At 54.3% G+C, this 23,812-nt stretch carries 28 protein-coding genes; 20 read left to right on the forward strand and 8 right to left on the reverse strand.

Annotated elements, in window-relative coordinates:
- Nucleotide 1: 1 nt before the first annotated feature.
- Nucleotides 2–403 carry an MAPEG family protein gene (locus ACOSDM_RS10420; protein ID WP_420724449.1) on the forward strand — a complete coding sequence of 134 codons (402 nt, stop codon included), beginning with the start codon at nucleotides 2–4 and terminating at the stop codon, nucleotides 401–403.
- On the opposite strand, the gene ACOSDM_RS10425 is transcribed toward ACOSDM_RS10420, so the two are convergent.
- The gene (locus ACOSDM_RS10425) at nucleotides 400–2,583 is read right to left on the reverse strand and encodes a heavy metal translocating P-type ATPase (RefSeq protein ID WP_420724450.1); all 2,184 of its coding nucleotides are present in this window, start codon (nucleotides 2,581–2,583) and stop codon (nucleotides 400–402) included. The two genes, ACOSDM_RS10420 and ACOSDM_RS10425, sit on opposite strands and share 4 nt — an antisense overlap.
- A gap of 133 nt (nucleotides 2,584–2,716) precedes the next feature.
- On the opposite strand from ACOSDM_RS10425, the gene cueR reads away from it, so the two are divergent.
- The 5 genes from cueR (at nucleotide 2,717) to ACOSDM_RS10450 (ending at nucleotide 6,443) form a co-directional block, all read left to right on the forward strand.
- Nucleotides 2,717–3,109 carry a Cu(I)-responsive transcriptional regulator gene (gene cueR, locus ACOSDM_RS10430; protein ID WP_420724451.1) on the forward strand — a complete coding sequence of 131 codons (393 nt, stop codon included), beginning with the start codon at nucleotides 2,717–2,719 and terminating at the stop codon, nucleotides 3,107–3,109.
- Nucleotides 3,106–3,534 carry a c-type cytochrome gene (locus ACOSDM_RS10435; RefSeq protein WP_420724452.1) on the forward strand — a complete coding sequence of 143 codons (429 nt, stop codon included), beginning with the start codon at nucleotides 3,106–3,108 and terminating at the stop codon, nucleotides 3,532–3,534. The genes cueR and ACOSDM_RS10435 overlap by 4 nt, the downstream gene beginning before the upstream one ends.
- A gap of 25 nt (nucleotides 3,535–3,559) precedes the next feature.
- Nucleotides 3,560–5,224: an acetolactate synthase large subunit gene (locus ACOSDM_RS10440; protein WP_420724453.1), complete on the forward strand. Its 1,665-nt coding sequence runs from the start codon at nucleotides 3,560–3,562 to the stop codon at nucleotides 5,222–5,224.
- A 38-nt stretch (nucleotides 5,225–5,262) separates the two neighbouring features.
- Nucleotides 5,263–5,874, forward strand: coding sequence for a hypothetical protein (locus tag ACOSDM_RS10445; RefSeq protein ID WP_420724454.1), 612 nt, complete (start codon nucleotides 5,263–5,265; stop codon nucleotides 5,872–5,874).
- An 80-nt stretch (nucleotides 5,875–5,954) separates the two neighbouring features.
- Entirely contained in the window at nucleotides 5,955–6,443 is a 489-nt protein-coding gene (locus tag ACOSDM_RS10450; protein WP_420724455.1) for a hypothetical protein, read from the forward strand.
- A 3-nt stretch (nucleotides 6,444–6,446) separates the two neighbouring features.
- Here the strand turns inward: ACOSDM_RS10450 and ACOSDM_RS10455 are convergent, their stop codons facing one another.
- The 3 genes from ACOSDM_RS10455 to clpS form a co-directional block, all read right to left on the reverse strand.
- Entirely contained in the window at nucleotides 6,447–7,322 is an 876-nt protein-coding gene (locus ACOSDM_RS10455) for a hypothetical protein (protein WP_420724456.1), read from the reverse strand.
- Between the two features lie 665 nt (nucleotides 7,323–7,987).
- Complete coding sequence (gene clpA, locus ACOSDM_RS10460) at nucleotides 7,988–10,315, reverse strand: ATP-dependent Clp protease ATP-binding subunit ClpA (protein WP_420724457.1); 2,328 nt, start codon at nucleotides 10,313–10,315, stop codon at nucleotides 7,988–7,990.
- Between the two features lie 205 nt (nucleotides 10,316–10,520).
- The gene (clpS, locus tag ACOSDM_RS10465) at nucleotides 10,521–10,823 is read right to left on the reverse strand and encodes an ATP-dependent Clp protease adapter ClpS (RefSeq protein ID WP_420724609.1); all 303 of its coding nucleotides are present in this window, start codon (nucleotides 10,821–10,823) and stop codon (nucleotides 10,521–10,523) included.
- A 299-nt stretch (nucleotides 10,824–11,122) separates the two neighbouring features.
- Between clpS and ACOSDM_RS10470 the strand changes: the two genes are divergently transcribed.
- On the forward strand, nucleotides 11,123–11,512 hold the full coding sequence (locus ACOSDM_RS10470; RefSeq protein ID WP_420724458.1) for a hypothetical protein: 390 nt from the start codon (nucleotides 11,123–11,125) through the stop codon (nucleotides 11,510–11,512).
- Here ACOSDM_RS10470 and ACOSDM_RS10475 read toward each other — a convergent pair.
- Nucleotides 11,509–11,832: a DUF1476 domain-containing protein gene (locus ACOSDM_RS10475; protein ID WP_420724459.1), complete on the reverse strand. Its 324-nt coding sequence runs from the start codon at nucleotides 11,830–11,832 to the stop codon at nucleotides 11,509–11,511. The two genes, ACOSDM_RS10470 and ACOSDM_RS10475, sit on opposite strands and share 4 nt — an antisense overlap.
- A 263-nt stretch (nucleotides 11,833–12,095) precedes the next feature.
- Here ACOSDM_RS10475 and purC point away from each other — a divergent pair, with 263 nt between their 5' ends.
- The 3 genes from purC (at nucleotide 12,096) to purQ (ending at nucleotide 13,859) form a co-directional block, all read left to right on the forward strand.
- Entirely contained in the window at nucleotides 12,096–12,860 is a 765-nt protein-coding gene (gene purC, locus ACOSDM_RS10480) for a phosphoribosylaminoimidazolesuccinocarboxamide synthase (RefSeq protein ID WP_420724460.1), read from the forward strand.
- 67 nt (nucleotides 12,861–12,927) lie between these two features.
- A complete protein-coding gene (gene purS / locus ACOSDM_RS10485) occupies nucleotides 12,928–13,170 on the forward strand; it encodes a phosphoribosylformylglycinamidine synthase subunit PurS (protein ID WP_420724461.1) in 243 nt (80 codons plus the stop codon).
- 8 nt (nucleotides 13,171–13,178) lie between these two features.
- Entirely contained in the window at nucleotides 13,179–13,859 is a 681-nt protein-coding gene (gene purQ / locus ACOSDM_RS10490) for a phosphoribosylformylglycinamidine synthase subunit PurQ (RefSeq protein WP_420724462.1), read from the forward strand.
- Between the two features lie 89 nt (nucleotides 13,860–13,948).
- Here purQ and ACOSDM_RS10495 read toward each other — a convergent pair whose 3' ends face one another.
- Nucleotides 13,949–14,704: an SDR family oxidoreductase gene (locus tag ACOSDM_RS10495; protein ID WP_420724463.1), complete on the reverse strand. Its 756-nt coding sequence runs from the start codon at nucleotides 14,702–14,704 to the stop codon at nucleotides 13,949–13,951.
- A 115-nt stretch (nucleotides 14,705–14,819) separates the two neighbouring features.
- Here ACOSDM_RS10495 and ACOSDM_RS10500 point away from each other — a divergent pair, with 115 nt between their 5' ends.
- The 6 genes from ACOSDM_RS10500 to grxD all read left to right on the forward strand — a co-directional run bounded on the left by ACOSDM_RS10500 (nucleotide 14,820) and on the right by grxD (nucleotide 19,630).
- Complete coding sequence (locus ACOSDM_RS10500) at nucleotides 14,820–15,416, forward strand: TetR/AcrR family transcriptional regulator (RefSeq protein ID WP_420724464.1); 597 nt, start codon at nucleotides 14,820–14,822, stop codon at nucleotides 15,414–15,416.
- A gap of 211 nt (nucleotides 15,417–15,627) precedes the next feature.
- Nucleotides 15,628–16,017, forward strand: coding sequence for a DUF2237 family protein (locus ACOSDM_RS10505; RefSeq protein ID WP_420724465.1), 390 nt, complete (start codon nucleotides 15,628–15,630; stop codon nucleotides 16,015–16,017).
- Between the two features lie 10 nt (nucleotides 16,018–16,027).
- Nucleotides 16,028–16,639 (forward strand): LysE family translocator, encoded by a 612-nt coding sequence (locus ACOSDM_RS10510; protein ID WP_420724466.1) that lies wholly within the window; start codon nucleotides 16,028–16,030, stop codon nucleotides 16,637–16,639.
- A 94-nt stretch (nucleotides 16,640–16,733) separates the two neighbouring features.
- Entirely contained in the window at nucleotides 16,734–18,947 is a 2,214-nt protein-coding gene (gene purL / locus ACOSDM_RS10515; protein WP_420724467.1) for a phosphoribosylformylglycinamidine synthase subunit PurL, read from the forward strand.
- 29 nt (nucleotides 18,948–18,976) lie between these two features.
- Nucleotides 18,977–19,216, forward strand: a complete 240-nt coding sequence (locus ACOSDM_RS10520; protein WP_420724468.1) for a BolA family protein — start codon at nucleotides 18,977–18,979, stop codon at nucleotides 19,214–19,216.
- A gap of 75 nt (nucleotides 19,217–19,291) precedes the next feature.
- Complete coding sequence (gene grxD / locus ACOSDM_RS10525) at nucleotides 19,292–19,630, forward strand: Grx4 family monothiol glutaredoxin (protein ID WP_420724469.1); 339 nt, start codon at nucleotides 19,292–19,294, stop codon at nucleotides 19,628–19,630.
- A gap of 737 nt (nucleotides 19,631–20,367) precedes the next feature.
- On the opposite strand, the gene ACOSDM_RS10530 is transcribed toward grxD, so the two are convergent.
- Nucleotides 20,368–21,507, reverse strand: a complete 1,140-nt coding sequence (locus tag ACOSDM_RS10530) for a trans-sulfuration enzyme family protein (protein WP_420724470.1) — start codon at nucleotides 21,505–21,507, stop codon at nucleotides 20,368–20,370.
- Between the two features lie 133 nt (nucleotides 21,508–21,640).
- Here ACOSDM_RS10530 and ACOSDM_RS10535 point away from each other — a divergent pair, with 133 nt between their 5' ends.
- The 3 genes from ACOSDM_RS10535 (at nucleotide 21,641) to ACOSDM_RS10545 (ending at nucleotide 22,733) form a co-directional block, all read left to right on the forward strand.
- Nucleotides 21,641–21,940 carry a DUF1330 domain-containing protein gene (locus tag ACOSDM_RS10535; protein WP_420724471.1) on the forward strand — a complete coding sequence of 100 codons (300 nt, stop codon included), beginning with the start codon at nucleotides 21,641–21,643 and terminating at the stop codon, nucleotides 21,938–21,940.
- A 97-nt stretch (nucleotides 21,941–22,037) separates the two neighbouring features.
- On the forward strand, nucleotides 22,038–22,235 hold the full coding sequence (locus tag ACOSDM_RS10540; RefSeq protein ID WP_420724472.1) for a hypothetical protein: 198 nt from the start codon (nucleotides 22,038–22,040) through the stop codon (nucleotides 22,233–22,235).
- Nucleotides 22,236–22,307: 72 nt separating this feature from the next.
- A complete protein-coding gene (locus ACOSDM_RS10545) occupies nucleotides 22,308–22,733 on the forward strand; it encodes a hypothetical protein (protein WP_420724473.1) in 426 nt (141 codons plus the stop codon).
- A gap of 80 nt (nucleotides 22,734–22,813) precedes the next feature.
- Here ACOSDM_RS10545 and ACOSDM_RS10550 read toward each other — a convergent pair whose 3' ends face one another.
- Complete coding sequence (locus ACOSDM_RS10550; RefSeq protein ID WP_420724474.1) at nucleotides 22,814–23,200, reverse strand: RidA family protein; 387 nt, start codon at nucleotides 23,198–23,200, stop codon at nucleotides 22,814–22,816.
- A gap of 80 nt (nucleotides 23,201–23,280) precedes the next feature.
- Between ACOSDM_RS10550 and ACOSDM_RS10555 the strand changes: the two genes are divergently transcribed.
- Nucleotides 23,281–23,811 carry an Lrp/AsnC family transcriptional regulator gene (locus tag ACOSDM_RS10555; protein ID WP_420724475.1) on the forward strand — a complete coding sequence of 177 codons (531 nt, stop codon included), beginning with the start codon at nucleotides 23,281–23,283 and terminating at the stop codon, nucleotides 23,809–23,811.
- The last annotated feature ends 1 nt before the right edge of the window (nucleotide 23,812 follow it).

Genomic DNA, 23,812 nt, shown 5'->3' on the forward strand with positions numbered 1-23,812 from the left:
GATGATCACGTTATTTTATGCCTGCCTGCTTGCCCTGCTTATGGCCGCTCTGGGCTTGCGCATTCCAGGACAGCGCGGTCGCACGCGGGTCAGCCTGGGCGATGGCGGAGATCCTGAATTAACCGCGCGTATCCGCACCTTCGGCAATTTTGTCGAATGGGTGCCGATGATCCTGATTTTGATGCTGATGATCGAAACCCTTTCCGGATCAATCTATTTTCTGCATCTTGCGGGCATCGTTTTGGTCCTGGCGCGAATACTCCATTCCCAATCGCTGCGCGTTACGGGCACGACCAAGCTACAAATGCGGATGCGGGTTGTCTCAACAGTCATGACCGTCGCCACCCTGATCCTCAGCGCCGTGTATGGCCTGATCCTGACAATACCAGCGTTGCTGATTTAAGGGTGCCAGCGCCGCAACAGCAGGGAACTGGTGACAACGCTGACAGAACTCATGGCCATGGCGGCACCTGCAATCTCGGGACTCAGATAGCCCAAAGCCGCCAAGGGCAGGCCCACGACATTGTAGAAAAACGCCCAGAACAGATTGTGATGGATTTTTCTGACAGTACGGCGACAGATATCCAGGGCCGCCGGAACCAGATTTAAATCTGCCCGCATCAAGGTTACAGGGGCCGCATCCAGGGCGATATCCGTCCCCGTCCCCATTGCCAGCCCAAGATCGGCCTGAACCAGGGCTGGCGCATCATTGATACCATCGCCCACCATGGCAACCTGTTGTCCCGACACCTGCAAGGCCTTCACAGCCTTCACCTTGCGATCAGGCTTCACCCCGGCGGTAACATCGGAAATGCCAACCATGGCCGCGATGCGCTGGGCTACCGCCTGGCTGTCGCCTGACAACAGGCCAACGCGGATGCCCTGGGCCGTCAATTTTGCGATGGCATCCTTCGCCTCCGGCCGCGGGGCATCGATCAGGCCAAACCACGCGATCAACTTGCCATCCTTCGCCAGGAAGGCAACGGTCTCCCCCTCTTCCTCCATTGCGGCGGCACTGGTTTCTATCGCTTGTGTGATTGCAATATCGGAGCGTGCCATTGCCGCCCGGTTACCCAGAACCAGGGCATGACCGTCCAGTCTTCCAGAAACCCCCTCACCCGGATGATTGCGGAACTTTTCTGGGGACTTCAGGCGGGACGCCTGCCCGTCATAGGCTGCCCGGAAGGCGTCTGCCAGGGGATGGTCACTGCCACGTTGCAAGGCAACGGCAAGCGCCAGAACTGCGCTCTCTTCGCCTTCATCCCCGTCTTCCGCCAATTGTGTTTGGATCAGACGCGGCTGCCCCACGGTCACGGTACCGGTCTTATCAAACAGGACGGTATCGATATGGGCGGCACGCTCCATCGCCTCGACATCTTTGATCAGGATACCGGCTTTTGCCGCAGCCCCAGTCCCGGCCACAATTGCCGTTGGCGTTGCAAGCCCCAGGGCACACGGGCACGCGATGACCAGAACCGAAACCGCCGCAATCAGGGCGGTTTCAAACCTGCCGCCAGCGACCATCCAACCGATAAAGGTGACAGCAGCAATCCCCAGAACGATCGGCACAAAGATCGCGCTGACACGATCGACCAGCCGTTGCATTGGGGCCTTGCCGCTTTGCGCGCGCTCTACCAGCCGCACAATTTTCGACAGGGTCGTGTCCTTGCCAACCGCCGTCGCCTCTATCCTCAGCAGGCCATCGCCATTGATCGCGCCGCCGACAACAGGGTCGCCTTGCGATTTCGCAACGGCAACACTTTCCCCGGTGATCAGCGATTCATCGATGCTGGTTGTACCGTCCAGAATGCGGCCATCCACGGGAATGCGCTCCCCTGGGCGCACCCGCAGGACATCACCAACCGCAATATCGCTCAGCGCCACGATTTCTTCATCGCCAGACTGTGTGATGCGACAGACTTCATCAGGGGTCAGCGCCATCAGGCCCCGGATCGCCTCGCTGGTGCTCTGCTTTGCGCGGGATTCCAGGCGCTTGCCAAACAGAACGAGCGTCACGATCACGGCGGCAGCCTCAAAATAAAGGTGACCCTGTGCCGCGATCCCCTGGCTGAAAACCAGCCACAGGCTGAAAAAGAACGCAGCCCCCGTCCCCATGGCGACCAGCAGATCCATCGTGCCCGTGCGGGTCAGAATCGCATGCCACGCCCCCTTATAGAATGTCCAACCTGCCCCGAACACTACCGGCGCGGCCAGGACGGGTTCCAGCCAATAGGGCAGCATCCAATGCTGGCCTGCGGCCATACCGATCATTTGAATCAGAAAAGGGAGGGTCAGAACGACCGCAACGACCAGCCACAGCCAGGCCTGACGCTCTGTTGCGCGCTGCGAGGCTTCCCTGACGTCTGGATCGACATCGTTCAGGTACCAGGCGGTATAGCCCGCCCGTTCCACCGCCTTAATCAGCGCCGTCGGAGTGGCGCTTCCTTCAACCGAGGCCTTTTCCAGCGCCAGATTAACCTGTGCAGTCGAAACACCGTCCACAGATTTCAGCGCCTTTTCTACCCGTCCGGCACAGCCAGCACAGGTCATCCCATCAATATCCAGACTGATCGCAGTCATCATTCATCTCCTTTGGCCTGCACCAAATGTGGGGGTTCCAGTAACAGGAAGGTCAAGGGGTCATTTATGATCTTGAATGCTTGACCTTCCAGTCAGGGGAACCTTTATAGGAGTGATTGGAACAGGAGCCACACAGATGAATATCTCAGACGCCGCCCAACAAACCGGCCTGCCCGCCAAGACGCTGCGCTATTATGAAGAGATTGCTCTGCTGGTGCCGGATCGGGCTGATAATGGCTATCGTGATTTTAGCAATGATCACATCGCGACCTTACAATTCCTGAAGCGGGCGAGGGATTTGGGCTTTTCAATTGAGGAATGCCGAACCCTGCTGAGCCTGTATTCCGATGCCAATCGCACCAGTGCAGAGGTAAAGGCTATCGCCAGCAAACATCTCGATGAAATCGATGAAAAAATTAATGTTCTGAAAGACATGCGCGAAACTCTTGCGCATTTGATTCACTGTTGTGATGGCGATCATCGCCCGTCCTGTCCTATTCTCAATTCTCTCGCTGGAGATTCTCTATGAAATCAGCCCTGCCCTTGATTGTCTTAATAATGACTGCCGCCAACTTCGCCCGCGCTGAGACAATCCTTCTGCCCGACGATCCAACCTTTGTGAAGCTGGGGAAGGTGATCTATGATTCGGAATGTGCAGCCTGTCACGGTCCAAACTTGGAAGGACAACCGAATTGGAATGTGCGCAAAGCTGATGGAAAATTGCCCGCCCCGCCCCAAGATGAGACAGGGCATACCTGGCATCATTCCGAAACACAGATTTTTGAGATGACCAAATACGGGATTCAAAAATTCGCCGGGCCCGATTACAAAACAGATATGCCTGCCTTTGAGAAAAAACTTACAGACGCTGAAATCATTGCCGTGCTGTCCTATATAAAAAGCAGATGGCCGTCTGACGTTCGCGCCCGTAATACAAAAATGTCTGGCGGCTAACCTCCCTCGCCTTTAAGGAACTTATATGAAAGCCGCTGAACTGTTTGTAAAATGCCTGGAAGAAGAAGGCGTCGAACGTATTTATGGTGTGCCTGGCGAAGAAAACGCCGATCTGATGATCGCCCTGATGGATTCGAAGATCGATTTTATTCTGTGCCGACATGAACAGGCGGCGGCCTTTATGGCCGACAGTTATGGGCGCCTGACGGGCAAGGCCGGGGTCTGCCTGTCCACGCTGGGTCCGGGTGCGACCAATCTGGTGACCGGTCTGGCGGATGCCAATATGGATCGCGCCCCCGTCGTCGCGATCATTGGTCAGGGATCCACCAAGCGTCTGCACAAGGAAAGCCATCAGAATATGGATTCCGTGGCGATGATGCGTCCCATTTCCAAATGGGCGCAATCCATCACGTCTGCTGGCAATATTACGGAAGTGGTGCGCAAGGCCTTCAAAGTGGCGGAAACCGAAAAGCCGGGCGTCTGCGTCATCGAATTACCGGAAGATATTGCAAAGCAGGAGGTTGACGATTCCCCCATGCCCGCCCGCAAGGTCCGTCGCCCCGGCGCAGACTATAAGGCAATTGCAGAGGCCGCGCGCCTGATCGGCGAAGCGAAGAACCCGATCATTCTGGCGGGCAATGGCGCGATCCGAAAGCGGGCCGCGAAGCAACTTTTCCGGCTTGCAACGAAAACCGGGATTGGCGTTGTGAACACCTTCATGGGCAAGGGCGCGGTCCCCATGGATGATCCCCATTGCCTGTTCACCATGGGCCTGGGATCGGGGGATTATAACAATCTGGCCTTCGATGATGCGGATCTGGTGATTTCCTGTGGCTATGACCTGGTTGAATATGCGCCCTCCGCCTGGAATCGCAGCAACAAGGATACCAAGAAAATAATTCATATCGACTTCAGCCCTGCCGAGGTCGACCGCGACTATCAGGCAACGGTGGAGGTTGTGGGCGATCTGGCCGATGCCCTGTGGCAGTTGAACGAGGCTGTGAACGATATGTATGCGGACCGCATGCCCTTGTTCAACATCGCCGACCGTCAGGCCTTGCGCAACATCATGTCCGAAGAATTCGCCGCCCAGAAGGACGACACGGCCGTTCCGGTCAAACCACAGAAGATCCTGTGGGATGTGCGCGACTTCATGGGGCCGGAGGATATCCTGCTGTCTGATGTCGGTGCTCATAAAATGTGGATTGCGCGCCATTATCAATGCATGGAACCCAATACCTGCTTGATTTCCAACGGGTTCTGCACGATGGGCTTTGCCATGCCAGGCTCCATCGGGGCGAAAATGGCCTTTCCGGATAAAAAGGTCCTTTCGATTTCTGGTGATGCTGGCTTTATGATGAATGTGCAGGAACTGGAGACCGCCGTTCGCCTGAAGCTGAATGTTGTCGCCATGATCTGGTGCGACGGGGAATATGGCCTGATCAAATGGAAGCAACAGACGGGCTTCCAGGGACGGCATTCTCCATTGGCCTTTAACAATCCAGATTTCGTACAACTGGCCTACAGCTTTGGCATGTGGGGTAAGGAGATCACGGCGACCGATCAGATCATCCCGACGCTGAAGGAAGCCTTTGCCCAGGAAGGCCCGGCATTGATTGCCATTCCCGTCGACTATTCCGAAAATATGAAATTGTCCGAACGCTTGGGCAATGTCAGCGTCGCACTGTAACGAAGGAAGGACGTATTTTACGTATGTTTGGAGTCCGAATGGACCGCACCGTACCGTTTTTGCTGGCGATCAGCATGGCTTTTCTGTGCCTGCCCCGTACAGACGTCAGGGCACAGGAGACGACACCGTTTTTTACCGAAAGCTGCGAAGCCCTGTTCCAACAGGAAGAACCGGCCTTTCGGCGCCCCATGACCGAAATGCCAATGGTGGTTACCTTTATGCTGGGGTTCTATACCGCTAAGGGTGAGGACAACGGTCTAAAATTGCTGGAAATCGCCAATCGTTCCGACATTATCCCAGGATTGATTGAGCATTGTCGCAATACTCCAACAGACAGCTATTTGACCGCCCTGGGCAAGACGGTTCCAACCCCGTTGGAAACGCCACTGGAAAACCCGACACCAATGCTGTTTGACGCTGCCTGTTCAGTGGTATTCGGCCCGCCTCCTAAGACCTTCCTGCGCTCGCCCCTGGAATTCTCCCTGATTCAGCATTTTGCAATGGGCTACTACACCGCCGCAGATGAAGAGTTAGACCCCACAGTCATGGCAAAACGCAGGGATCTGATGGTCGTTCTGTATGATCAGTGCATGGAAGATCTGGACCAACCGCTGATCAAAGCCATTGCAGAAACCGTCCCGGATTCCTGAAACGGCCGATAAAAACTCCTGAACTGGCCTGACTCTTGCTTGTCTGACCCTGATGAAATTCGAATGATTCGGGGCAATCAATGACATCAATTTCAACAGGTCAGTACATCCACAGAAACGATACGGGCTTGTTTGCGCCCGCTATGGACTCGTCCACGTCGCCCTCAGACAAGACGGGCACTGCCACACCATTTGGTGCCAGCAATCAGGGCTTATCTGCGGAAAATGTGGCCACACCCGTCTCCGCAAACCCCAGTGGCTTGCTGTCATCGGACACACAATCCACCTTGCTGGCCGCTCAGGAAAGCAGCACCAGCCAACCGAAACAGCAACCCACAGACCCCAATGCGTATCAACCCACCGATACGGAAAAAGCATTTCTGGAATATATGGAAAAGACACCCGCGGAGCGCATTCGCGATGCCATCCTAAAGGAAATGGGAATAACGGAAGAGGACCTGGCCCAGATGACACCTGAACGGCGCCAGGGAATAGAAGAAGAAATTGCCCAGCGCATGCAAGATAAGGCGATCAAGACTGCAGAGGATCGCGAAAACCGCAACGCTTAGGCTTTATGCCTTAACTACCTTTGGGTCATCATCCATGGAAATCGCGCGCTCTGTTGGTGCACGCGCCATTGTTGCCAGCCCCGTCCCCTTGCGGAAATCATCCAGCAACGCATCAAAATCATCCGCAGCAATACGCCCCCCAATGCGGCTACCCGAAAAGTAACGCCAATAGCTGACGCAATGCTTCGTTGACCCGATAACCGTTCCCAGGACGTCAAAAATCTCGCTGGCATTTGTTAATGTCTGCTTCAGGGCCTGCGGATTTTGTTTGCCAACGAATTCTTCAATGTAGTTTTTTTCGTAACTGGCCAGATGCTTGTGGCACAGCTTCCAATCTTCGGTAAAGGATGCGCGGATCGCGCGGATGGTTTTTTGCGTCTCCCCCTTCTGTTCGATAGAGGAATAGCCGTAAATGCGAGCGGATTCTATCTCTTTGAGCATCTTAACCAGATCAGCATGGGAATCCTGTGCCTGATACTTGTAATACAACAACCCCTTCCAGGAGAAGATGATCTCACTGGCTTTTTCCTGCGGGATATCCAGCGTCTTCAAAATCGGTTTCAGCAATTGGGTTTGCTTGGGGTCCCAGATTTTATCAGCAAGAGAGCGCGCCGCATCATTCTTTCCCTTCTCGCCAAAGGCCATCTGAGCCAAGGGCACGAAGTCAGAAATAATACGCTCTTTAATCCGGCTCCATTCCATCTCATCGATCTGAAAATAGGACTTATCGACCGTAACCCCCAATTCCGACATTTTCTCGCGCAACAGAAACGGATCCAGTGACGGGATGCGATCCAGCTCTTTCAGGATCGCCATGTCCCGATCGTTATTCTCATTATCCTCTGGCTGAAACCCAAAATACTCCTGCAGGGCCTTCATGAGGTTTGGCTGTCCAATGAACGCAAACAAGCCTCCTTGGGCAAGATCATTGCGGTCAAAGGGCTTAAACAATTTGGTCGCATTATCCTGGGTGATGCTGAAAGCAATTTTGTCTGGAGGCTGAACAATTGATTTTAAGATCAATGTGTTATTCAGTGATTTATTTCTAAAGAAAGTCTCGTGCTCACCTTCTGTTTTCAACAACCTTTGAGTCAAAAGATTCAAATTCAAAACACGGGACGTCGATGTGATATTCGACAAATTTCCCATATTGCGAAACTCTTTACTCGTCTTTTTCATAGGACGCCTACTTTTCACTCTAAAGTTTTTGACTGCGACACCATCTAGCTCTTTAAGGCACTTACAGAAAACTGTATTCGAAACCTTAGATTCACTCAATCCTTATGATGTGCATTAACCATACTTTCGATGTCTAGCGCCATCCATCCGCAACAATACGACAATTATCGGCCCATAAGTTTTATTTATTCCCGCCGTGTGAACATTCAACGGTACAGACCTGTATCTAATATTACTAGCAATTCCATTCAAATTAATGTCACCGCCTCCCGGAAAGAAACAAATCCCCACGCCTATGCGCAGGGACTTGTTCCATACTCAAATCAACGCTGTCAGTCCGACCCAATGGCGCTGCTGGGGCCTGATTACGCCTTTTCGCCAGTCTTGCCCTTTTTCTTGGACTTTGGCTTCTTCGCCTTACCCGCATCGGGAAACGCGAAACGCAGCTTGTCTTCGGCCTTGTCGACATCGACCAGAACGGTCCCGCCATTGGCCAGCTTGCCGAATAACAGTTCTTCTGCCAGCGGCCGCTTGATGCTTTCCTGAATGACGCGGGCCAGCGGACGGGCCCCGTATTTGTCGCTGTAGCCTTTCTCGCCCAACCACAAACGCGCCTCGTCGGTCAAATCGATGGTGACGTCGCGGTCGGCCAATTGCGCTTCCAACTGGATGACAAACTTGTCCACCACGCGCCCAATGACGTCTTTAGGCAGGGAAGCAAACGGGATGATCGCATCCAGACGATTGCGGAATTCCGGTGTGAACATCCGCTCAATGGCGGCGGTATCCTCACCTTCCCGCACGCTGCGCCCAAAGCCAATCGCGGGCTTGGCCATATCGGCGGCCCCGGCATTGGTCGTCATGATCAGCACGACATTGCGGAAATCAACGGTCTTACCGTTATTGTCGGTCAATTTGCCGTAATCCATTACCTGCAACAGCACGTTGAACAGATCCGGGTGTGCCTTTTCGATTTCATCCAGCAACAGGACGCAATGGGGCGTCTGGTCAATGGCATCGGTCAACAGGCCACCCTGATCGAACCCGACATACCCCGGAGGTGCACCAATCAACCGGGAGATTGAGTGACGTTCCATATATTCCGACATGTCGAAGCGTTTGAGCTCCACACCCAGCGTACGGGCCAATTGTTTGGCAACCTCGGTCTTCCCAACGCCCGTCGGACCAGAGAAGAGATAGCTGCCAATCGGCTTATCCTGTTCGCGCAACCCTGCACGGGACAGCTTGATTGCAGACGACAAGGCCTCGATCGCGGCATCCTGACCATAAACCATGGTGCGCAGATCACTGTCCAGCGTCGACAGGGCATCGCGGTCGTCGCGGCTGACCTGTTTCGGGGGGATACGGGCGATCTTGGCCACGACGGCTTCAACATCTCTTGTGCCGATCTGCTTCTTGCGGCGGCTTTCCGACAACAGCATCTGGGCCGCGCCAACTTCATCAATCACATCAATCGCCTTATCCGGCAGTTTGCGGTCATTGATATAGCGTGACGACAGTTCCACTGCTGTCTTGATCGCATCCAGCGTATATTTCACGCCGTGATGTTCCTCATAATAGGGTTTCAGCCCCATCAGGATCTTAATCGCATCTTCAACTGTCGGTTCGGCCACATCAATTTTCTGGAAGCGACGCGCCAGTGCCCGGTCCTTCTCAAAATGACCGCGATATTCCTTATAGGTGGTCGACCCGATGCAACGCAGCGACCCATTCTGCAAGGCGGGTTTCAACAGGTTGGAGGCATCCATCGCCCCGCCTGTGGTTGCGCCGGCCCCGATCACAGTGTGGATCTCGTCAATGAACAGGATCGCACCGGGGGTCGCTTCGATTTCTTTCATGACCGCCTTCAGGCGTTCTTCGAAATCACCGCGATAGCGGGTTCCCGCCAACAGTGCACCCATATCGAGCGAAAAGATCGTGCAGGTCGCCAGGACGTCCGGCACATCCAGATCGACAATGCGCTTGGCCAGTCCTTCTGCAATCGCGGTCTTGCCCACGCCCGGATCCCCGACCAACAGCGGGTTATTCTTCGTGCGGCGGCATAGCACCTGGATAACCCGCTCAACCTCCTGAACACGCCCAATCAAAGGATCAATCTTGCCCAGACCCGCTTTCTTATTCAGGTCAACGCAATAGGTGTCCAGCGCTTCATGGCCGCTTTTATTGACTTCTTCAGCCTTGGCATCCTCGTCAGTACCAGACGGGCCGGGCTTCGCCGTCGAATCTGTTTCCTGGCCTGGCACTTTCGCAATACCGTGAGAGATGTAATTCACTGCGTCAAAGCGCGTCATATCCTGCAACTGCAGGAAATAAACGGCATGGCTTTCCCGCTCTGAGAAGATCGCAACCAGCACATTGGCGCCCGTCACTTCTTCACGGCCAGAGGATTGCACGTGAATGGCAGCGCGTTGCAGGACACGTTGAAAACCAGCCGTCGGCTTAGGGTCTTCGCTGAGCAGCGTGACCAGATTGCTGAGGTCGTTATCAATGTAATCCGCCAGATTGCCGACCAGTTTTTCGACATCAACACCACAGGCGCGCATGACGGCCAGGCCGTCTTGATCTTCCGTCAGGGCGAGCAGCAGATGTTCCAGTGTCGCGTATTCGTGGCTGCGCTCCCCCGCCATTGAAAGAGCCCGGTGCAACGTTTGTTCCAGTGATTTTGACAACATGCGATGCGGTCTCCTTCCAACCAGGGTATATTTCCCAAACAGGGTACATTTCGGCGGCAAATAAACAGATATTCACCGATACTGACTTTAAACTGAGTCGGCTTAACAGAACTTTAAAGATGCCGACCTATTCTTTTTTTGACCAAGTCTTTTGCTAGACGCCCTCTTGATCCGCCCTTCCAAACTTTTGCTTATTCTTTCTCCCCTATTCTTTCTCCAGGGTGCATTGCAGCGGATGCCCTTCCTTGCGGGCTGCATCCATCACCTGCGTCGCCTTGGTTTCCGCGACTTCATAGGTGAATACCCCGCATATCCCGACGCCACGGTTATGGACGTGCAACATAACCTGTGTCGCCTCTTCGCGCGATTTACCAAAGAACCGCTCCAGCACATAGATCACAAATTCCATGGGCGTATAGTCATCGTTCAGCATCAGGACTTTGTACATGGATGGCTTTTTGGTTTTTGCGCGGGTCTTGGTGACAACACCAGTCCCCGGCCCACCCATGCCGCCATCGTCATTGTCCTGATCGTCTTCGCCTGGACCGGATCGCACCGGCCATACTTGCGCCAGTTCTGATCGCATTTGAAATGCCACGTTTTCCCTGTCCCAAACCGTCATGATAGTCCCGTTGCGGGTCGCTCCATCGTCATCGTGAGAAGATAAAGACTGTCGTCTCATTCACACTCTCCACTGCACATGATTATATTGTTCGTTTCAAGTGCATTCAAAGGGGTTTAAAAGGATTTCCGCCGAGAACCCCAAGATTTTCTTTAGGTCCAAAGTCCGAAAAGCGAGGAACCGAAATGACCTTTTCGCCAAAAAATCCGCCCCGCAGGTTTCATGTAGGCCAGGATGGGGAGATCGAACTGCAGGATTGCGGCTCGGTTCATCTGGCCCCGAACCAGCAGGTTACCTTCCGGACCGAGGGTCAGAAACAAACAGCCTTCGACGTGACGCGAAAAGATTTCGGCTATTATGCCAGCAATTCGCTGAATGGCACCCTGCCTCGCCAGGGTCTGCGCCCGGCGTTGTGCAAGAACACAAATCACGCCCTGCTGTATCTGCTGTTGGTTGAGACCGGCAAAGAAGCAGAGTTCCTGCACTATCTGGCGCAGACCGGAATGGTGCTGATTGCCTGGATGGACAACCTGAGCGATGAGGCCCTGACCGCCCTGTCCAGAAATCAAGCTTAGCTTGCGCTGGTGACCTGCGCCCGGGCGACAGACAACAGGGCGGTCATTTGTTCCCGCACCAGATGTTCGGTCGTTTCCACGCCCTTGGCCTGCAAATCACCAAAGACCTTGCGCAGAACATCGTCGTCGCCGACTTCTTCAAAATCAGCGATCACGACTTCCTGAGCGTAGGCCTGTGCGGCATCGCCTTCCAGGCCCATCAGTTCCGCAGCCCACAGGCCCAGCAACTTGTTGCGGCGGGCCATTGCCTTAAAATCCAATTCCTTGTCGTGGCTGGCCTTGTTCTCAAAGGCCTTTTCGCGGTCATTAAACTGGCTCATGGGTCTGTTTCCCTAAATCTCTGGTCAAAATCCTTTAAGCGGGGTCGACCCCCTGCACATTGTTCATCGTTTATGTAATCGTTTCGCGCCCCAGGTTCAACGACAGATGCCATGCCCAAAGCAGACCAGCGCTATTTTATTTTTTCTGACTTTGAATCGTCACAGACACCAGACATGCCAAAACGGCGATTGTGAAAGTCGGGGTCGGTTGCTATACGCAGCAGAGAGACATTCCCCAGGCGGTAAGAGGCGGGTCCATAGTCATGGCGCGACGCAGACAAATCTACGAAGGCAAAGCAAAGGTGATTTTCGAGGGGCCGGAACCCGGCACCCTGGTCGCCTATTTCAAAGATGATGCCACGGCATTCAACAATCAGAAAAAAGGCACGATCACCGGCAAGGGCGTGCTGAACAATCGGATTTCCGAATTTCTGATGTTGCGCCTGCAGGATCTGGGCATTCCGACCCATTTCATCCGTCGCCTGAACATGCGCGAACAATTGATCCGCGAAGTTGAGATCATTCCGGTGGAAGTCGTCATCCGCAATGTCGCTGCGGGCTCTATGGCCAAGCGTCTGGGCATTCCGGAAGGGACACCCCTGCCCCGGTCCATCGTTGAATATTGCTATAAGTCTGACGAATTGGGCGATCCGCTGATTTCCGAAGAACATATCACCGCCTTTGGCTGGGCCAGCCCCCAGGACATTGATGATTTCCTGGCGATGTCGCTGCGCGTGAACGATTTCCTGTCGGGCCTGTTTATCGGCATCGGCATCAAGCTGATCGATTTCAAGCTGGAATTCGGGCGTATCTATGACGAAAATGGCGATGTTCGCATCGTTCTGGCCGATGAATTGAGCCCGGACAACATGCGCCTGTGGGACACGCTGACCAACGAGAAGATGGACAAGGACCGCTTCCGTCGTGATCTGGGCAATGTTGAAGACGCCTATCGCGAAGTGGCACGGCGTCTGGGTGTCCTGCCGGAAAGCGGCACCGTTGAAAATATCGACGGCGAACCGACCTAATTCTGCTTTGTGGCATTAGAATCAGCGTAAAGAACCGACCAAGTCAGACGATCAGGAGTATGCTTAGATGAAAGCCAATGTCACCGTCACCCTGAAACGCGGCGTGTTGGATCCTCAGGGCAAGGCCATTGGCCACGCGCTGGAAGGACTGGGCTTTGAGGGCATTGGCGAAGTCCGCCAGGGCAAGCTGATCGAAATTGAACTGGCTGAAACCGACCGCAAGGCCGCCCAGGCCAAGCTGGACGAGATGTGCCGCAAGCTGTTGGCCAATACCGTCATTGAAGACTACGCAATCGAGATTGTGGAGTAATCCAGACCATGAAAACCGCAATCACCGTCTTTCCCGGCACCAACCGCGAACGCGACATGGCGGCTGCGATTGAAAAGGCCAGCGGCAACAAGCCTGACCTGATCTGGCATGGGGAAAGCGATCTGGCCGGTTATGACCTGATCGTTGTGCCCGGTGGTTTTTCCTATGGTGATTATCTGCGCTGTGGCGCGATGGCGGGCAATTCCCCGATCATGCGCGCGGTGAAACAACAGGCAGAACGCGGCGTGGCTGTCCTGGGCGTTTGCAATGGCTTTCAGGTCCTGACCGAAACCGGCATGCTGCCTGGCGTTTTGATGCGCAATGCGGGTCTGAAATTCATCTGCAAAATGACCCATATCCGCTGTGAACGCAGCCATGCCCCCTTCACCGGCAGCCTGAATCAGGGCGATGTGATCAAGGTCGCCGTTGCCCATAACGAGGGTAATTATTTCGCCGATGAAGACACGCTGGATCGTCTGGAAGGCAACGGGCGTGTCGTCTTCCGCTACAGCGATGCCGCCGGTCTGGTCGATGCGACCACCAACCTGAACGGATCCCAACGCAACATCGCCGGCATCCTGAACGAGGCTGGCAATGTCATGGGCATGATGCCCCACCCTGAAAATGCTATCGATGCATTGGCTGGCGGTGTTGAGGGCCTGAAAATGTTTGCCGCGCTGGCTGGCTGATCGGTCTTATTTTCCGACAAAAGGTCTACCGGCAGCACAAGATGCGCCGATAGACCTCTATTGTGCGGCATTAGATTCCAACTGAATGTTTAACTCAGCAGTGGATTGACGATACTGCCACCGTCGATGTTGTATTCCGCACCCGTGATGAAGCCAGCATCGTCAGAGGCAAGAAACGTTACCAGATTGGCAATTTCTTCTGGATTGCCGAACCGTTTCAACGGAATGCGGTTCTGCATCGCCGTTCCGAATTCTGTCATTGCTTCAGCCGGCAAGCCAAGCTTTCCAAAAATCGGAGTACTGACCGGTCCCGGATTGACTGAATTGACGCGGATTTTCCGGGGGGCCAATTCCGTTGAGGCGGTTCGCGTCAGTGAATTCAACGCCGCCTTACTGGCCGCATAGACCACCGTATTGGGCATGCCCGTATAGGCGTTGATGGAAGACAGATTGATGACAGAGGCCCCATCTTTCAAGATCGGCAAGAACTTCTGCAGGGTGAACAAAGCACCCTTAAAATTGATTGCCATCGTGACATCAAAATCTGCCTCTGTTACTTCATTCAAGGGCGCAAAACTAACGACGCCCGCATTGATGAACAGAGTATCCAACGCCTGATGGTCCGCCTTCACTTTTGCGACAAGACCATCAATCGCCGCTAAATCACCCTGATCCGCGACCATCCCAATGACGCCCAGTTCTTTTGCGGCTTTCGCGAGTGCATCCTTGTTGCGCCCCGTGATGATCACGGTCGCGCCTTCTCGTTTGAACGCCTGTGCAGTGGCATAACCGATGCCACTATTGCCGCCGGTAACAACTGCGGTTTTTCCAGTCAACTTGCCCATAGTCTTGATTTCCTTATGTTAGGTTCTAGATTAGATTTCTGTACCGATTGGTACGATACATTAAATGTACCGATCAGTACAGAATACAATAAGAAGAAATGGAGAAATTTTAAAAATGTCCGCGGGACGACAACGCGCATTTGATAAAGAAGAAGCCTTAGATGCGGCGATGACGGTGTTTTGGCAAAATGGATATGCTGGCACGTCGATGGCGGCGCTTACGGGGGCAATGGGCATAAACAAACCCAGCCTTTATGCGGCTTTTGGTAATAAGGAAGACCTCTTCATAGCGGCTTTGCGCCGTTATATTGATAATCATGGAAAGCCGCATACAGACCCCTTGTTTGAGACCGGTCGCCCCATCATGGAACGGCTGCGTAATTTCCTAAAACGGACGGCTGAAACGCAATGCAATCCGAACTTACCTGGCGGGTGCTTGATGGCGTTGAGCACCAGCGAATCAAATGCGGATGGTTTTCCACCCAATGCATTGAAAGCCATCTGTGATACCAATGCCCAAATTTTCGATACCTTAACCAATTTCTTTACGGATGAAATTAAGGCTGGAACGTTAAAGGACAGTCATGATCCAAAAGCACTGGCCCTCTTTGTTATCGCCCTAACGCACGGCATGGCCGTATCAGCAAAAAATGGGGCGAGTCCAGAAGACCTGCAGGCCATTATTGACCAAGCAATGGCGGCTTTTTCTTAATCCGAAATTCCTATGAACAATTGGCCACTTCGCTTCCAGCGTCCCCGGTCAAGAATTCCCCATGTCGTGCTGAATATGTCGCGCTGAATATAAATATCCAATATTGAGTTTCAGCGTGGTGTGACACAATAGCGGCATATTTTCCTTGCCCCTCGGTCCGACGATGTTCCAGGCTGCGATAAATGCCAACCCGTTAAGGAAGCAAACCGCCATGTTAGCCAGAGACACGACCAATGCCGCCCGCAATGTCTTTGGGCAGCCCTTGATGCCCTGTTCCGTTGATCCGGTGACAGGATTTTATCGCGATGGGTGCTGTAATTCGGGGCCGGAAGATATTGGGTCCCATACGGTTTGCGTGCAGATGACCGCCGACTTTCTGGCCTTTTCGCGGGCGCGGGGCAATGACCTGTCGACCCCCGTGCCAGAATATGGTTTCCCTGGTTTGAAACCAGGCGATCAGTGGTGCCTGTGCGCAGCCCGCTGGCAGGAAGCCTATCAGGCGGGATTTGCGCCGAAAGTTGTGCTGCTATCTACCCATGAACGGGCCCTGGAAGTCTGTGACTTCATTGCCCTTAAGGCCCATGCCATCGATCTGGTTTAAGGGGATTACGATGACTCCAGAGTTTTTAATGACAGCCTTGATCGTTGTTATGCTTCCTGGGACAGGGGTTCTCTATACGCTATCAGCCGGTCTGGGACAGGGCGCGCGGGCCAGCGTTATTGCGGCACTTGGCTGTACCTTGGGCATTGTCCCCCATATCGCGGCCAGTATCTTAGGGCTCGCGGCCCTGCTGCACACAAGCGCGGTATTGTTCGAGACAGTGCGCTATCTTGGCGTAGCGTATCTTTTCTATCTGGCTTGGCGCATCCTGCAAAAAGGGGGCACGCTTGCCGTTCCAGATAGCAAGGAACAGGAAAGTTCATTTCGGTTGGTGACAAATGCTATTCTGCTCAATGTCCTAAACCCGAAACTCTCTCTATTCTTCGTCGCCTTCCTGCCGCAATTTGTGCCAGCTGACGCTATTCACCCCAGTCTTACAATGTTGGAGTTAGCAGCCGTTTTCATGGCGATGACCTTAGTAGTTTTCATCCTGTATGGTGCCTGCGCCGCGCTCGCACGCGACTATGTTTTGTCGAGCCCCCGTGTGCTGCAATGGCTTCGACGCTCCTTTGCCGCCGCCTTTGCCATGTTGGGATTGAAGCTGGCATTGGCAGATCGGTAACTCATCGCGGTTCCGCTTTGCATTTCCGGCGGAGTCAGGCTAGGAAATCGCCGCAATTGCCCCCTCTCCGCCGCCGCCAGCCAAAGGGAAGTTCATGTCTCTTGTCGAAGTTGAAATCACCCCGGAAATCGTTGCCGAACATGGCCTGACCAAGGACGAATACCAGATCGTTCTCAACATTCTGGGCCGCGCCCCAAATATCACGGAATTGGGCATATTCTCCGTCATGTGGTCGGAACATTGCTCCTACAAATCCTCGCGCTTCTGGCTGAAGACACTGCCGACCAGCGGCCCGCAGGTGATCCAGGGTCCGGGTGAGAATGCAGGCGTGATCGATATCGGCGATGGCGATACCGCCGTATTTAAGATTGAAAGCCACAACCACCCCAGCTTCATCGAACCCTATCAGGGGGCTGCGACCGGTGTCGGGGGTATTATGCGCGATGTCTTCACCATGGGCGCGCGGCCTATTGCCAATCTGAACGCGCTGCGCTTTGGGGATCCCAGCCATGCCAAGACCCGCCATCTGGTATCGGGTGTGGTGGCAGGTATCGGCGGTTATGGCAATTGCATGGGCATTCCGACCGTGGGCGGAGAAGTGAATTTCGACAAGGCCTATAACGGCAATATTCTGGTCAATGCCATGACGGTCGGCCTGGCTCGCAGCGACAAAATTTTCTATTCAAAGGCCTCCGGGATCGGCAATCCGGTGGTCTATGTCGGTTCCAAAACCGGACGCGACGGTATCCATGGCGCGACCATGGCTTCTGCGGAATTTACTGAGGATTCCGAAGAAAAGCGCCCCACGGTTCAGGTCGGCGACCCCTTCACTGAAAAGCTGCTGCTGGAAGCTTGCCTGGAACTGATGGCGACCGACGCGATTGTATCGATCCAGGATATGGGGGCGGCGGGCCTGACCTCCTCCTCTGTTGAAATGGCAGATAAGGGCGGCGTTGGCATCGAACTGGCGCTGGATAAGGTGCCAATGCGCGAAGAGGGCATGACCCCCTATGAATTAATGCTGTCGGAAAGCCAGGAACGCATGTTGATGGTCCTCAAGCCCGGCCGTGAAGCAGAAGCCAAGGCGATCTTCGACAAATGGGAACTGGATTTCGCCGTCGTTGGGCGCGTGACCGATACCGGCAACCTGACCCTGATGTGGCATGGTGAATTGGCGGGCGAAATTCCCGTAGCGCCTTTGGTTGAAGCCTCCCCCCTGTATGAACGCCCCTGGGAACCGACCCCAAAAGCGGGCGATGTAGACCCTTCAATTCCTGCCGATATGAACATGGGGGATGCCCTGAAACGCCTGATCGGATCACCGGATCTGTGCTCTCGCCGTTGGATTTGGGAACAATATGACCATCTGATCGGGGGGGAGTCTGTAAAGACCCCCGGTGCCGCGGATGCCGCTATCGTGCGCCTGCCGGGCCAGAAGAAGGCCTTGGCGGCGACCACTGACTGCACGCCACGCTATTGTTTCGCCGAACCGGAAACTGGCGGCGCCCAAGCGGTTGCCGAAGCCTGGCGCAATATCACGGCCACCGGCGCAACCCCATTGGCAATCACCAACAATATGAATTTCGGCAATCCGGAGCGGCCCCGCATCATGGGTCAGTTTGTCGGCTGTATCAAAGGCATGACGGCAGCGGCCCTGGCACTGGACTTCCCGGTCGTATCGGGAAATGTGTCGCTGTATAACGAGACAAATGGCGAGGCGATCCTGCCCACCCCCGTCATCGGCGGCGTTGGCATGATTGAGGATGCGGCAAAATCCGTGGGCCTGGCCCTTACGGAAACAGGATTGTCACTGATCCTGATTGGGGAAACAAAGGGTCATCTGGGTCAGTCAATCTTCATGCGCGACCTGATGGATCGAAGCAATGGTGCCCCGCCGCCCGTAGATCTGAATGCAGAGCGTCGTAATGGCGATTGTGTCCGCGCCCTGATCGCGGGCGGACATGTTGTCGCCTGCCACGATCTGTCCGATGGCGGTTTGGCTGTCGCAGTGGCGGATATGGCCATCGCTGGTGGGGTTGGCGTGACGATGGATGTTGCACCATCACACATTGCCCTTCACGCATGGCTGTACGGCGAAGACCAAGCGCGCTATCTTATCGCGACGAAGGACGAAGCCGCTGTCCTGGCGGCGTGCGAAAAAGCGGGCGTACCGGCACAACGAGTCGGTATATCCAGTGGAACCGCGTTGACGCTGCCAGGGGGCGATACCATATCGGTGGAAGACTTGGCCCACACCCATGATGCACCGCTGCCGAACTACATGGCAGGGGCGTCCTGGTCCGCGTGAGCCTTACAGGATCGAAAGGGAGCTTTACCATGCCCATGAGCGCCGGTGACATTGAACGCTTTATCAAAGAAGCCCTGCCGGATGCCGATGTTGTCATCAACGATTTGCGAGGCGATGGTGATCACTATTCCGCCTTCGTGAAATCCGCAGCATTTTCGGGAAAATCCCGCGTGCAGCAGCACCAGATGGTCTATGCCGCGCTGCAGGGACGTATGGGCAATGAATTGCATGCCCTGGCCCTGCAAACCGCTGTGCCCGAAGACGCCTGATCACACACGACAGCCCCCGACACGGGCAGGCCAACGCGCCGCCCCTTTGCCCAATATATTTGAAAGGATCCAATCATGGATGACCAAACCAGAAGCAAGATTTCCAGTGAAGTGAACAGCGGCGATGTTGTCCTGTTCATGAAAGGCACACCCGTATTCCCACAATGTGGCTTCTCTGCCGCCGTCGTGCAGGTGCTTAATCACCTCAACGTACCGTTCAAGGGCGTCAATGTCCTGGATGACATGGCGATCCGCGAAGGCATCAAGGAATATTCCAGCTGGCCGACCATTCCGCAGCTTTATGTCAAAGGCGAATTCGTCGGTGGCTGTGACATCATCCGCGAAATGTTTGAAACGGGCGAATTGACCGAAATGCTCAGCACCCACGGCATCGACGTACAGGTTCAGGCATAACGCCCGTTTCGACTGTAGTCAGACCGCCCCTGGATACCCGCCGTCGCGGATAACACCGTCTTCCATTCTCATCCTGAGGAGGCGCGTTAGCGCCGTCTCGAAGGATGCGCTGGAAGCACAGTGCTTACAGAAAGATCACCCTTCGAGACGCTGCGCTCCTCAGCGTGAGGACGTATTTGATAAGACTACATCGTCACCCCGGACTTGATCCGGGGTCCAGGGCGGCACGCACCATTGATACATGTGGCCCTTCATACCCACCTGCACGGGTATGACGTCTTCTTCCACTCTCATCCTGAGGAGGCGCGTTAGCGCCGTCTCGAAGGACCGGCGGCAAGAGCGGTGCTTACAGAAAGATCACCCTTCGAGACGCTGCGCTCCTCAGGGTGAGGACGTATTTGGTAAGACTACAGTGTCACCCCGGACTTGATCCGGGGTCCAGGGCGGCACGCACCATCGATACATGTGGCCCTTCATACCCACCTGCGCGGGTGACGCCTTCTTTCGTTCTCATCCTGAGGAGGCGCGTTAGTGCCGTCTCGAAGGAGGGGCTGTAAGTCCGGTGCTTGCAGAGGGCTCCCCCTTCGAGACGCTGCGCTCCTCAGTGTGAGGACGTATTTGATAAGACTACAGTGTCACCCCGGACTTGATCCGGGGTCCAGGGCGGCACGCACCATCGATACATGTGGCCCTTCATACCCACCTGCGCGGGTATGACGGACTATGGAGCGGTACCCTCACCCCAGTGCCTGATTAAGATCTGCAATCAGATCATCCGGGGATTCGATGCCAACCGATACCCGGATCAGGTTTTCCGGTGTCTCCGTCTTAATGGACCCTTCCGAGGTCTTGCGATGTTCAATCAGGCTTTCAACCCCGCCTAATGACGTGGCGGGTTTCAGCAGCTTACAGTTCAGGACGGTCTGGATCGCCTCTTTCGCGCCGCCTTTGGGTTGGAATGACAGCATGCCGCCAAATCCACCCTGCATCTGTTTTGCCGCTATCGCATGGCCAGGGTCGCTTTGCAGGCCGGGATAACGGACTGTTTCGACATTTGGGTGATGCGATAGGAACCGCGCCACGGCCATGGCGTTGTGACATTGGCGCTCAACCCGCAGGAACAGCGTGCGCATCCCCCGAACCAGCAGATACGCCTCCATCGCGCCCAGCATGGGACCGGCATATTTCCGATGCAGCAGAATACGCTCCCACAGGGGCGTGATCTCCCGCGGGGCCAACAGGCCAGCCAACACATCAGAATGTCCGCCCAGATATTTTGTCGCAGAATGACAGACCAGATCTGCGCCCAGTTCCAGCGGGCGCGTTAGCACAGGACTGGCGCAGGTGGAATCAACGCCAAGCTGCGCACCTGCGTCATGGGCAATCTCCGCCGCTGCTGCGATATCGATTACTGTCCACATCGGATTTGATGGGGTTTCGATCCAGACCAGCTTGGTTTTCCCGGGCTGAATAGCCGCCTGCAACGCCGCCAGGTCGGTATTTGGGAAAAAGGAATAGGTCAGGCCCCGGGCTTCTGCGAAATCTTCCAGCCAGGCGACGACACCATGATAGACAGTGCGCGCGCAGACAATGTGATCGCCCGGTTCCAGGGCATGAAAGGCCGCCGTACAGGCTGCCATGCCCGACCCGAAACTGGCCGCTGTCGGGGCCCCTTCCAATTCGGCCAGCACAGCCTCTGCATGGGCAGCATTAGGCGAATCAGGGCGAATATAGACAGCCTCACGCGGGCCATAATCCTCCCGGCGGGTGAATGTCGTGGACAGCTGTATCGGGGGAACCACCGCACCCGATGTCGGGTCTTCCCATCCCAAAGCCTGCGCCGCCAATGTCCGGGGATCCAATTTTGATTTCTTCATATGCTGTGCTCCTTCTTCCCTGGCAAAGCCATCCGCAAACTTGTTTACTTGCCCTCTGAACTTGATCGAAACTGAGCCTGAGCAAGTCAGAAGCGTCAAAGAAAATCTGCCCCCTGGATAAGAGGAAAGCCCCATGAAAGCCTATTTCATTGCCAATATCGCGGTTACCGATCCGGAAACCTATAAATCCTATACCGCACAGGCGCCCGCCACGATTGAAGCCCATGGCGGGCGCTATCTGGTACGCGGTGGCGCCCATGAGACAATGGAGGGAGACTGGAAACCTAACCGCATTGTGGTTCTGGAATTCCCGGATATGGCAACCGCCAAGGGCTGGTATAATTCCCCGGAATACCAGGAAATTGTTGGAATCCGTCATGCCAGCACAACGGGGTCATCCATCCTGATCGAAGGATTAGCACCGCCTGTATAAATTTCATCATCCAGTAACAGACTCATTAGCGTATAATAAGCCATGAGAGACGGAGATTCGATTTCAGGGCTCCGTCACACTGTGAGGAGAAATCATCATGGCCTATTACGCCTTTGCTAATCTGAAAGAGCAGGATCTTTCCGCGATCAAAGCACTGGAAAGCAAGTTGGGGCATCCTTTGGTCGCAATGAAGCCGGTCGACCTTAAGCCCGCCACGCTGGACGATACAGATGTCGCCGCGGTGAAAGATCTGGAACATCGCCTGGGCATCGCTCTGATCGCGATAAATCCTTAACGCATCGGCCCCTTGCCCCCGACAGACTCTGAGGTATGATTGCCGACCAGAGCGATTTTAAGGGGATGGACCATGTTTCTGAAAGAACTGTCAGGCGAACAGCGTCGCATGTTCATGGCACTGGCAAAGCGCATGGTCCTGGCTGATTGGAGACTGGAACCCCACGAACAGGCTGCAATAGACCGGGTTGAAGCGGAACTGGGCCAATCCTTGAGCGTTGAGGCAAAAGATCTGTTGTCCAATGACAATCTGGGCGTCTTAACATCACGTAAGGCCCGCCGCATTGTAATGTACGAACTTCTGGTCCTGGCCCAGGCCGACCTGACCATCGATTCGACGGAACGCTATGTCTTCGACGATCTGGCCGAAGAACTGAAGATCGAGCCACAAACCATGGCCAAACTGGAAGAACTCTCCATCACCGGCCATGCCCTGCTAACCGCTGGAAGCAATGATGATCAACATCGAGATCAGGTTAAGGCTGTTCTTGAGGCTTAGAGGGCTTAAACTGAGGCCTTCGTGGTCCAATCGCCACAATTGATCCTAAATTAATCACCTATTTCGTGAATGCGTGGCTGTCACGCGGCTGCAATTATTTCAATTTCGACCAGCCAGTTTGGATCCAAGGTTGATACCACAATCGCCGTCGTAGGCACACGTCGATCCCCTAAGGCACGCAGTCTTGCCTCTTGGTTTTTTGCAGCGAATTCCGCTTTCGTCAGATAGCTAGTGACCCGGATAATGTTACGCGCGGTCATGTGCGCAGACGCCAGAATATGCTGAATATTCTTCCAAATCAGTTCTAATTGTTCATCAACAGTATCCGGCGCAACGCCGAATGAATCCAATCCCATGGTTCCACTCAAATAAACCTGACGGCTCGCCCCCTGTACTTCCAGCGCATGAACATAATCATGTGTGGTGGAATAAATTCCATTTTTAGGATCTATAATAGTTTCTTTCATCTAAATATCCTTCTGATATTTTGTGGATAGCTTAATACTTATCAATTCTTTTTCAAAAAGTGGAAGGAACAATCAGCCTTATGACAATAGAAACAGAAAATATTCAGAACCCGACCAAGCCTGACCGACCATTAGATGGTTTTGACCGAAAGATTTTAAGCGCACTGGCGGCCAATGGACGAGAGACCTATACCAAGATCGGGGATCAAGTCGGTTTATCCGCCCCTGCAGTTTATGAAAGAGTTCGCCGGATGGCCGAGAGCGGTGTTCTTTTGGGAACAGCCGGACGGATTGATGGTCCATTATCTGGAAAACCGTTCCTAGCCTTTGTCCATGTAGATGCGAATGGATGGGGAAAGAGTCAAAGGATGATGACCTTAAGGTCATACCCCGAAATAGAGGAAATGCACTCTGTCGCTGGCGATACATGCGTCATCATGAAGGTCAGAACCGAAAATGCGCATGCCTTGGAAGAGCTATTGTCACAACTCTATGTCTTGCCCGGTGTTAAGGGGACAAAAAGCTTTGTCGTATTGTCCACATACCTAGAAAGGGGCGTTCAGGCAGAGATTACAAAGAAATGGCCACACATACCCTTACCACCGGATTGAA

Source organism: Hwanghaeella sp. LZ110, from assembly GCF_048892525.1.
In the GTDB taxonomy this organism is placed as follows: Bacteria; Pseudomonadota; Alphaproteobacteria; order UBA8366; family Aestuariispiraceae; genus Pacificispira.

Bases quoted from the DNA above. Each gene is read 5' to 3' on its own strand.
- ACOSDM_RS10420 (WP_420724449.1), top strand. From the start codon at position 2: ATGATCACGTTATTTTATGCCTGCCTGCTTGCCCTGCTTATGGCCGCT.
- ACOSDM_RS10425 (WP_420724450.1), bottom strand. From the start codon at position 2,583: ATGATGACTGCGATCAGTCTGGATATTGATGGGATGACCTGTGCTGGC.
- cueR (WP_420724451.1), top strand. From the start codon at position 2,717: ATGAATATCTCAGACGCCGCCCAACAAACCGGCCTGCCCGCCAAGACG.
- ACOSDM_RS10435 (WP_420724452.1), top strand. From the start codon at position 3,106: ATGAAATCAGCCCTGCCCTTGATTGTCTTAATAATGACTGCCGCCAAC.
- ACOSDM_RS10440 (WP_420724453.1), top strand. From the start codon at position 3,560: ATGAAAGCCGCTGAACTGTTTGTAAAATGCCTGGAAGAAGAAGGCGTC.
- ACOSDM_RS10445 (WP_420724454.1), top strand. From the start codon at position 5,263: ATGGACCGCACCGTACCGTTTTTGCTGGCGATCAGCATGGCTTTTCTG.
- ACOSDM_RS10450 (WP_420724455.1), top strand. From the start codon at position 5,955: ATGACATCAATTTCAACAGGTCAGTACATCCACAGAAACGATACGGGC.
- ACOSDM_RS10455 (WP_420724456.1), bottom strand. From the start codon at position 7,322: ATGAAGGCCCTGCAGGAGTATTTTGGGTTTCAGCCAGAGGATAATGAG.
- clpA (WP_420724457.1), bottom strand. From the start codon at position 10,315: ATGTTGTCAAAATCACTGGAACAAACGTTGCACCGGGCTCTTTCAATG.
- clpS (WP_420724609.1), bottom strand. From the start codon at position 10,823: ATGGGTGGGCCGGGGACTGGTGTTGTCACCAAGACCCGCGCAAAAACC.
- ACOSDM_RS10470 (WP_420724458.1), top strand. From the start codon at position 11,123: ATGACCTTTTCGCCAAAAAATCCGCCCCGCAGGTTTCATGTAGGCCAG.
- ACOSDM_RS10475 (WP_420724459.1), bottom strand. From the start codon at position 11,832: ATGAGCCAGTTTAATGACCGCGAAAAGGCCTTTGAGAACAAGGCCAGC.
- purC (WP_420724460.1), top strand. From the start codon at position 12,096: ATGGCGCGACGCAGACAAATCTACGAAGGCAAAGCAAAGGTGATTTTC.
- purS (WP_420724461.1), top strand. From the start codon at position 12,928: ATGAAAGCCAATGTCACCGTCACCCTGAAACGCGGCGTGTTGGATCCT.
- purQ (WP_420724462.1), top strand. From the start codon at position 13,179: ATGAAAACCGCAATCACCGTCTTTCCCGGCACCAACCGCGAACGCGAC.
- ACOSDM_RS10495 (WP_420724463.1), bottom strand. From the start codon at position 14,704: ATGGGCAAGTTGACTGGAAAAACCGCAGTTGTTACCGGCGGCAATAGT.
- ACOSDM_RS10500 (WP_420724464.1), top strand. From the start codon at position 14,820: ATGTCCGCGGGACGACAACGCGCATTTGATAAAGAAGAAGCCTTAGAT.
- ACOSDM_RS10505 (WP_420724465.1), top strand. From the start codon at position 15,628: ATGTTAGCCAGAGACACGACCAATGCCGCCCGCAATGTCTTTGGGCAG.
- ACOSDM_RS10510 (WP_420724466.1), top strand. From the start codon at position 16,028: ATGACTCCAGAGTTTTTAATGACAGCCTTGATCGTTGTTATGCTTCCT.
- purL (WP_420724467.1), top strand. From the start codon at position 16,734: ATGTCTCTTGTCGAAGTTGAAATCACCCCGGAAATCGTTGCCGAACAT.
- ACOSDM_RS10520 (WP_420724468.1), top strand. From the start codon at position 18,977: ATGCCCATGAGCGCCGGTGACATTGAACGCTTTATCAAAGAAGCCCTG.
- grxD (WP_420724469.1), top strand. From the start codon at position 19,292: ATGGATGACCAAACCAGAAGCAAGATTTCCAGTGAAGTGAACAGCGGC.
- ACOSDM_RS10530 (WP_420724470.1), bottom strand. From the start codon at position 21,507: ATGAAGAAATCAAAATTGGATCCCCGGACATTGGCGGCGCAGGCTTTG.
- ACOSDM_RS10535 (WP_420724471.1), top strand. From the start codon at position 21,641: ATGAAAGCCTATTTCATTGCCAATATCGCGGTTACCGATCCGGAAACC.
- ACOSDM_RS10540 (WP_420724472.1), top strand. From the start codon at position 22,038: ATGGCCTATTACGCCTTTGCTAATCTGAAAGAGCAGGATCTTTCCGCG.
- ACOSDM_RS10545 (WP_420724473.1), top strand. From the start codon at position 22,308: ATGTTTCTGAAAGAACTGTCAGGCGAACAGCGTCGCATGTTCATGGCA.
- ACOSDM_RS10550 (WP_420724474.1), bottom strand. From the start codon at position 23,200: ATGAAAGAAACTATTATAGATCCTAAAAATGGAATTTATTCCACCACA.
- ACOSDM_RS10555 (WP_420724475.1), top strand. From the start codon at position 23,281: ATGACAATAGAAACAGAAAATATTCAGAACCCGACCAAGCCTGACCGA.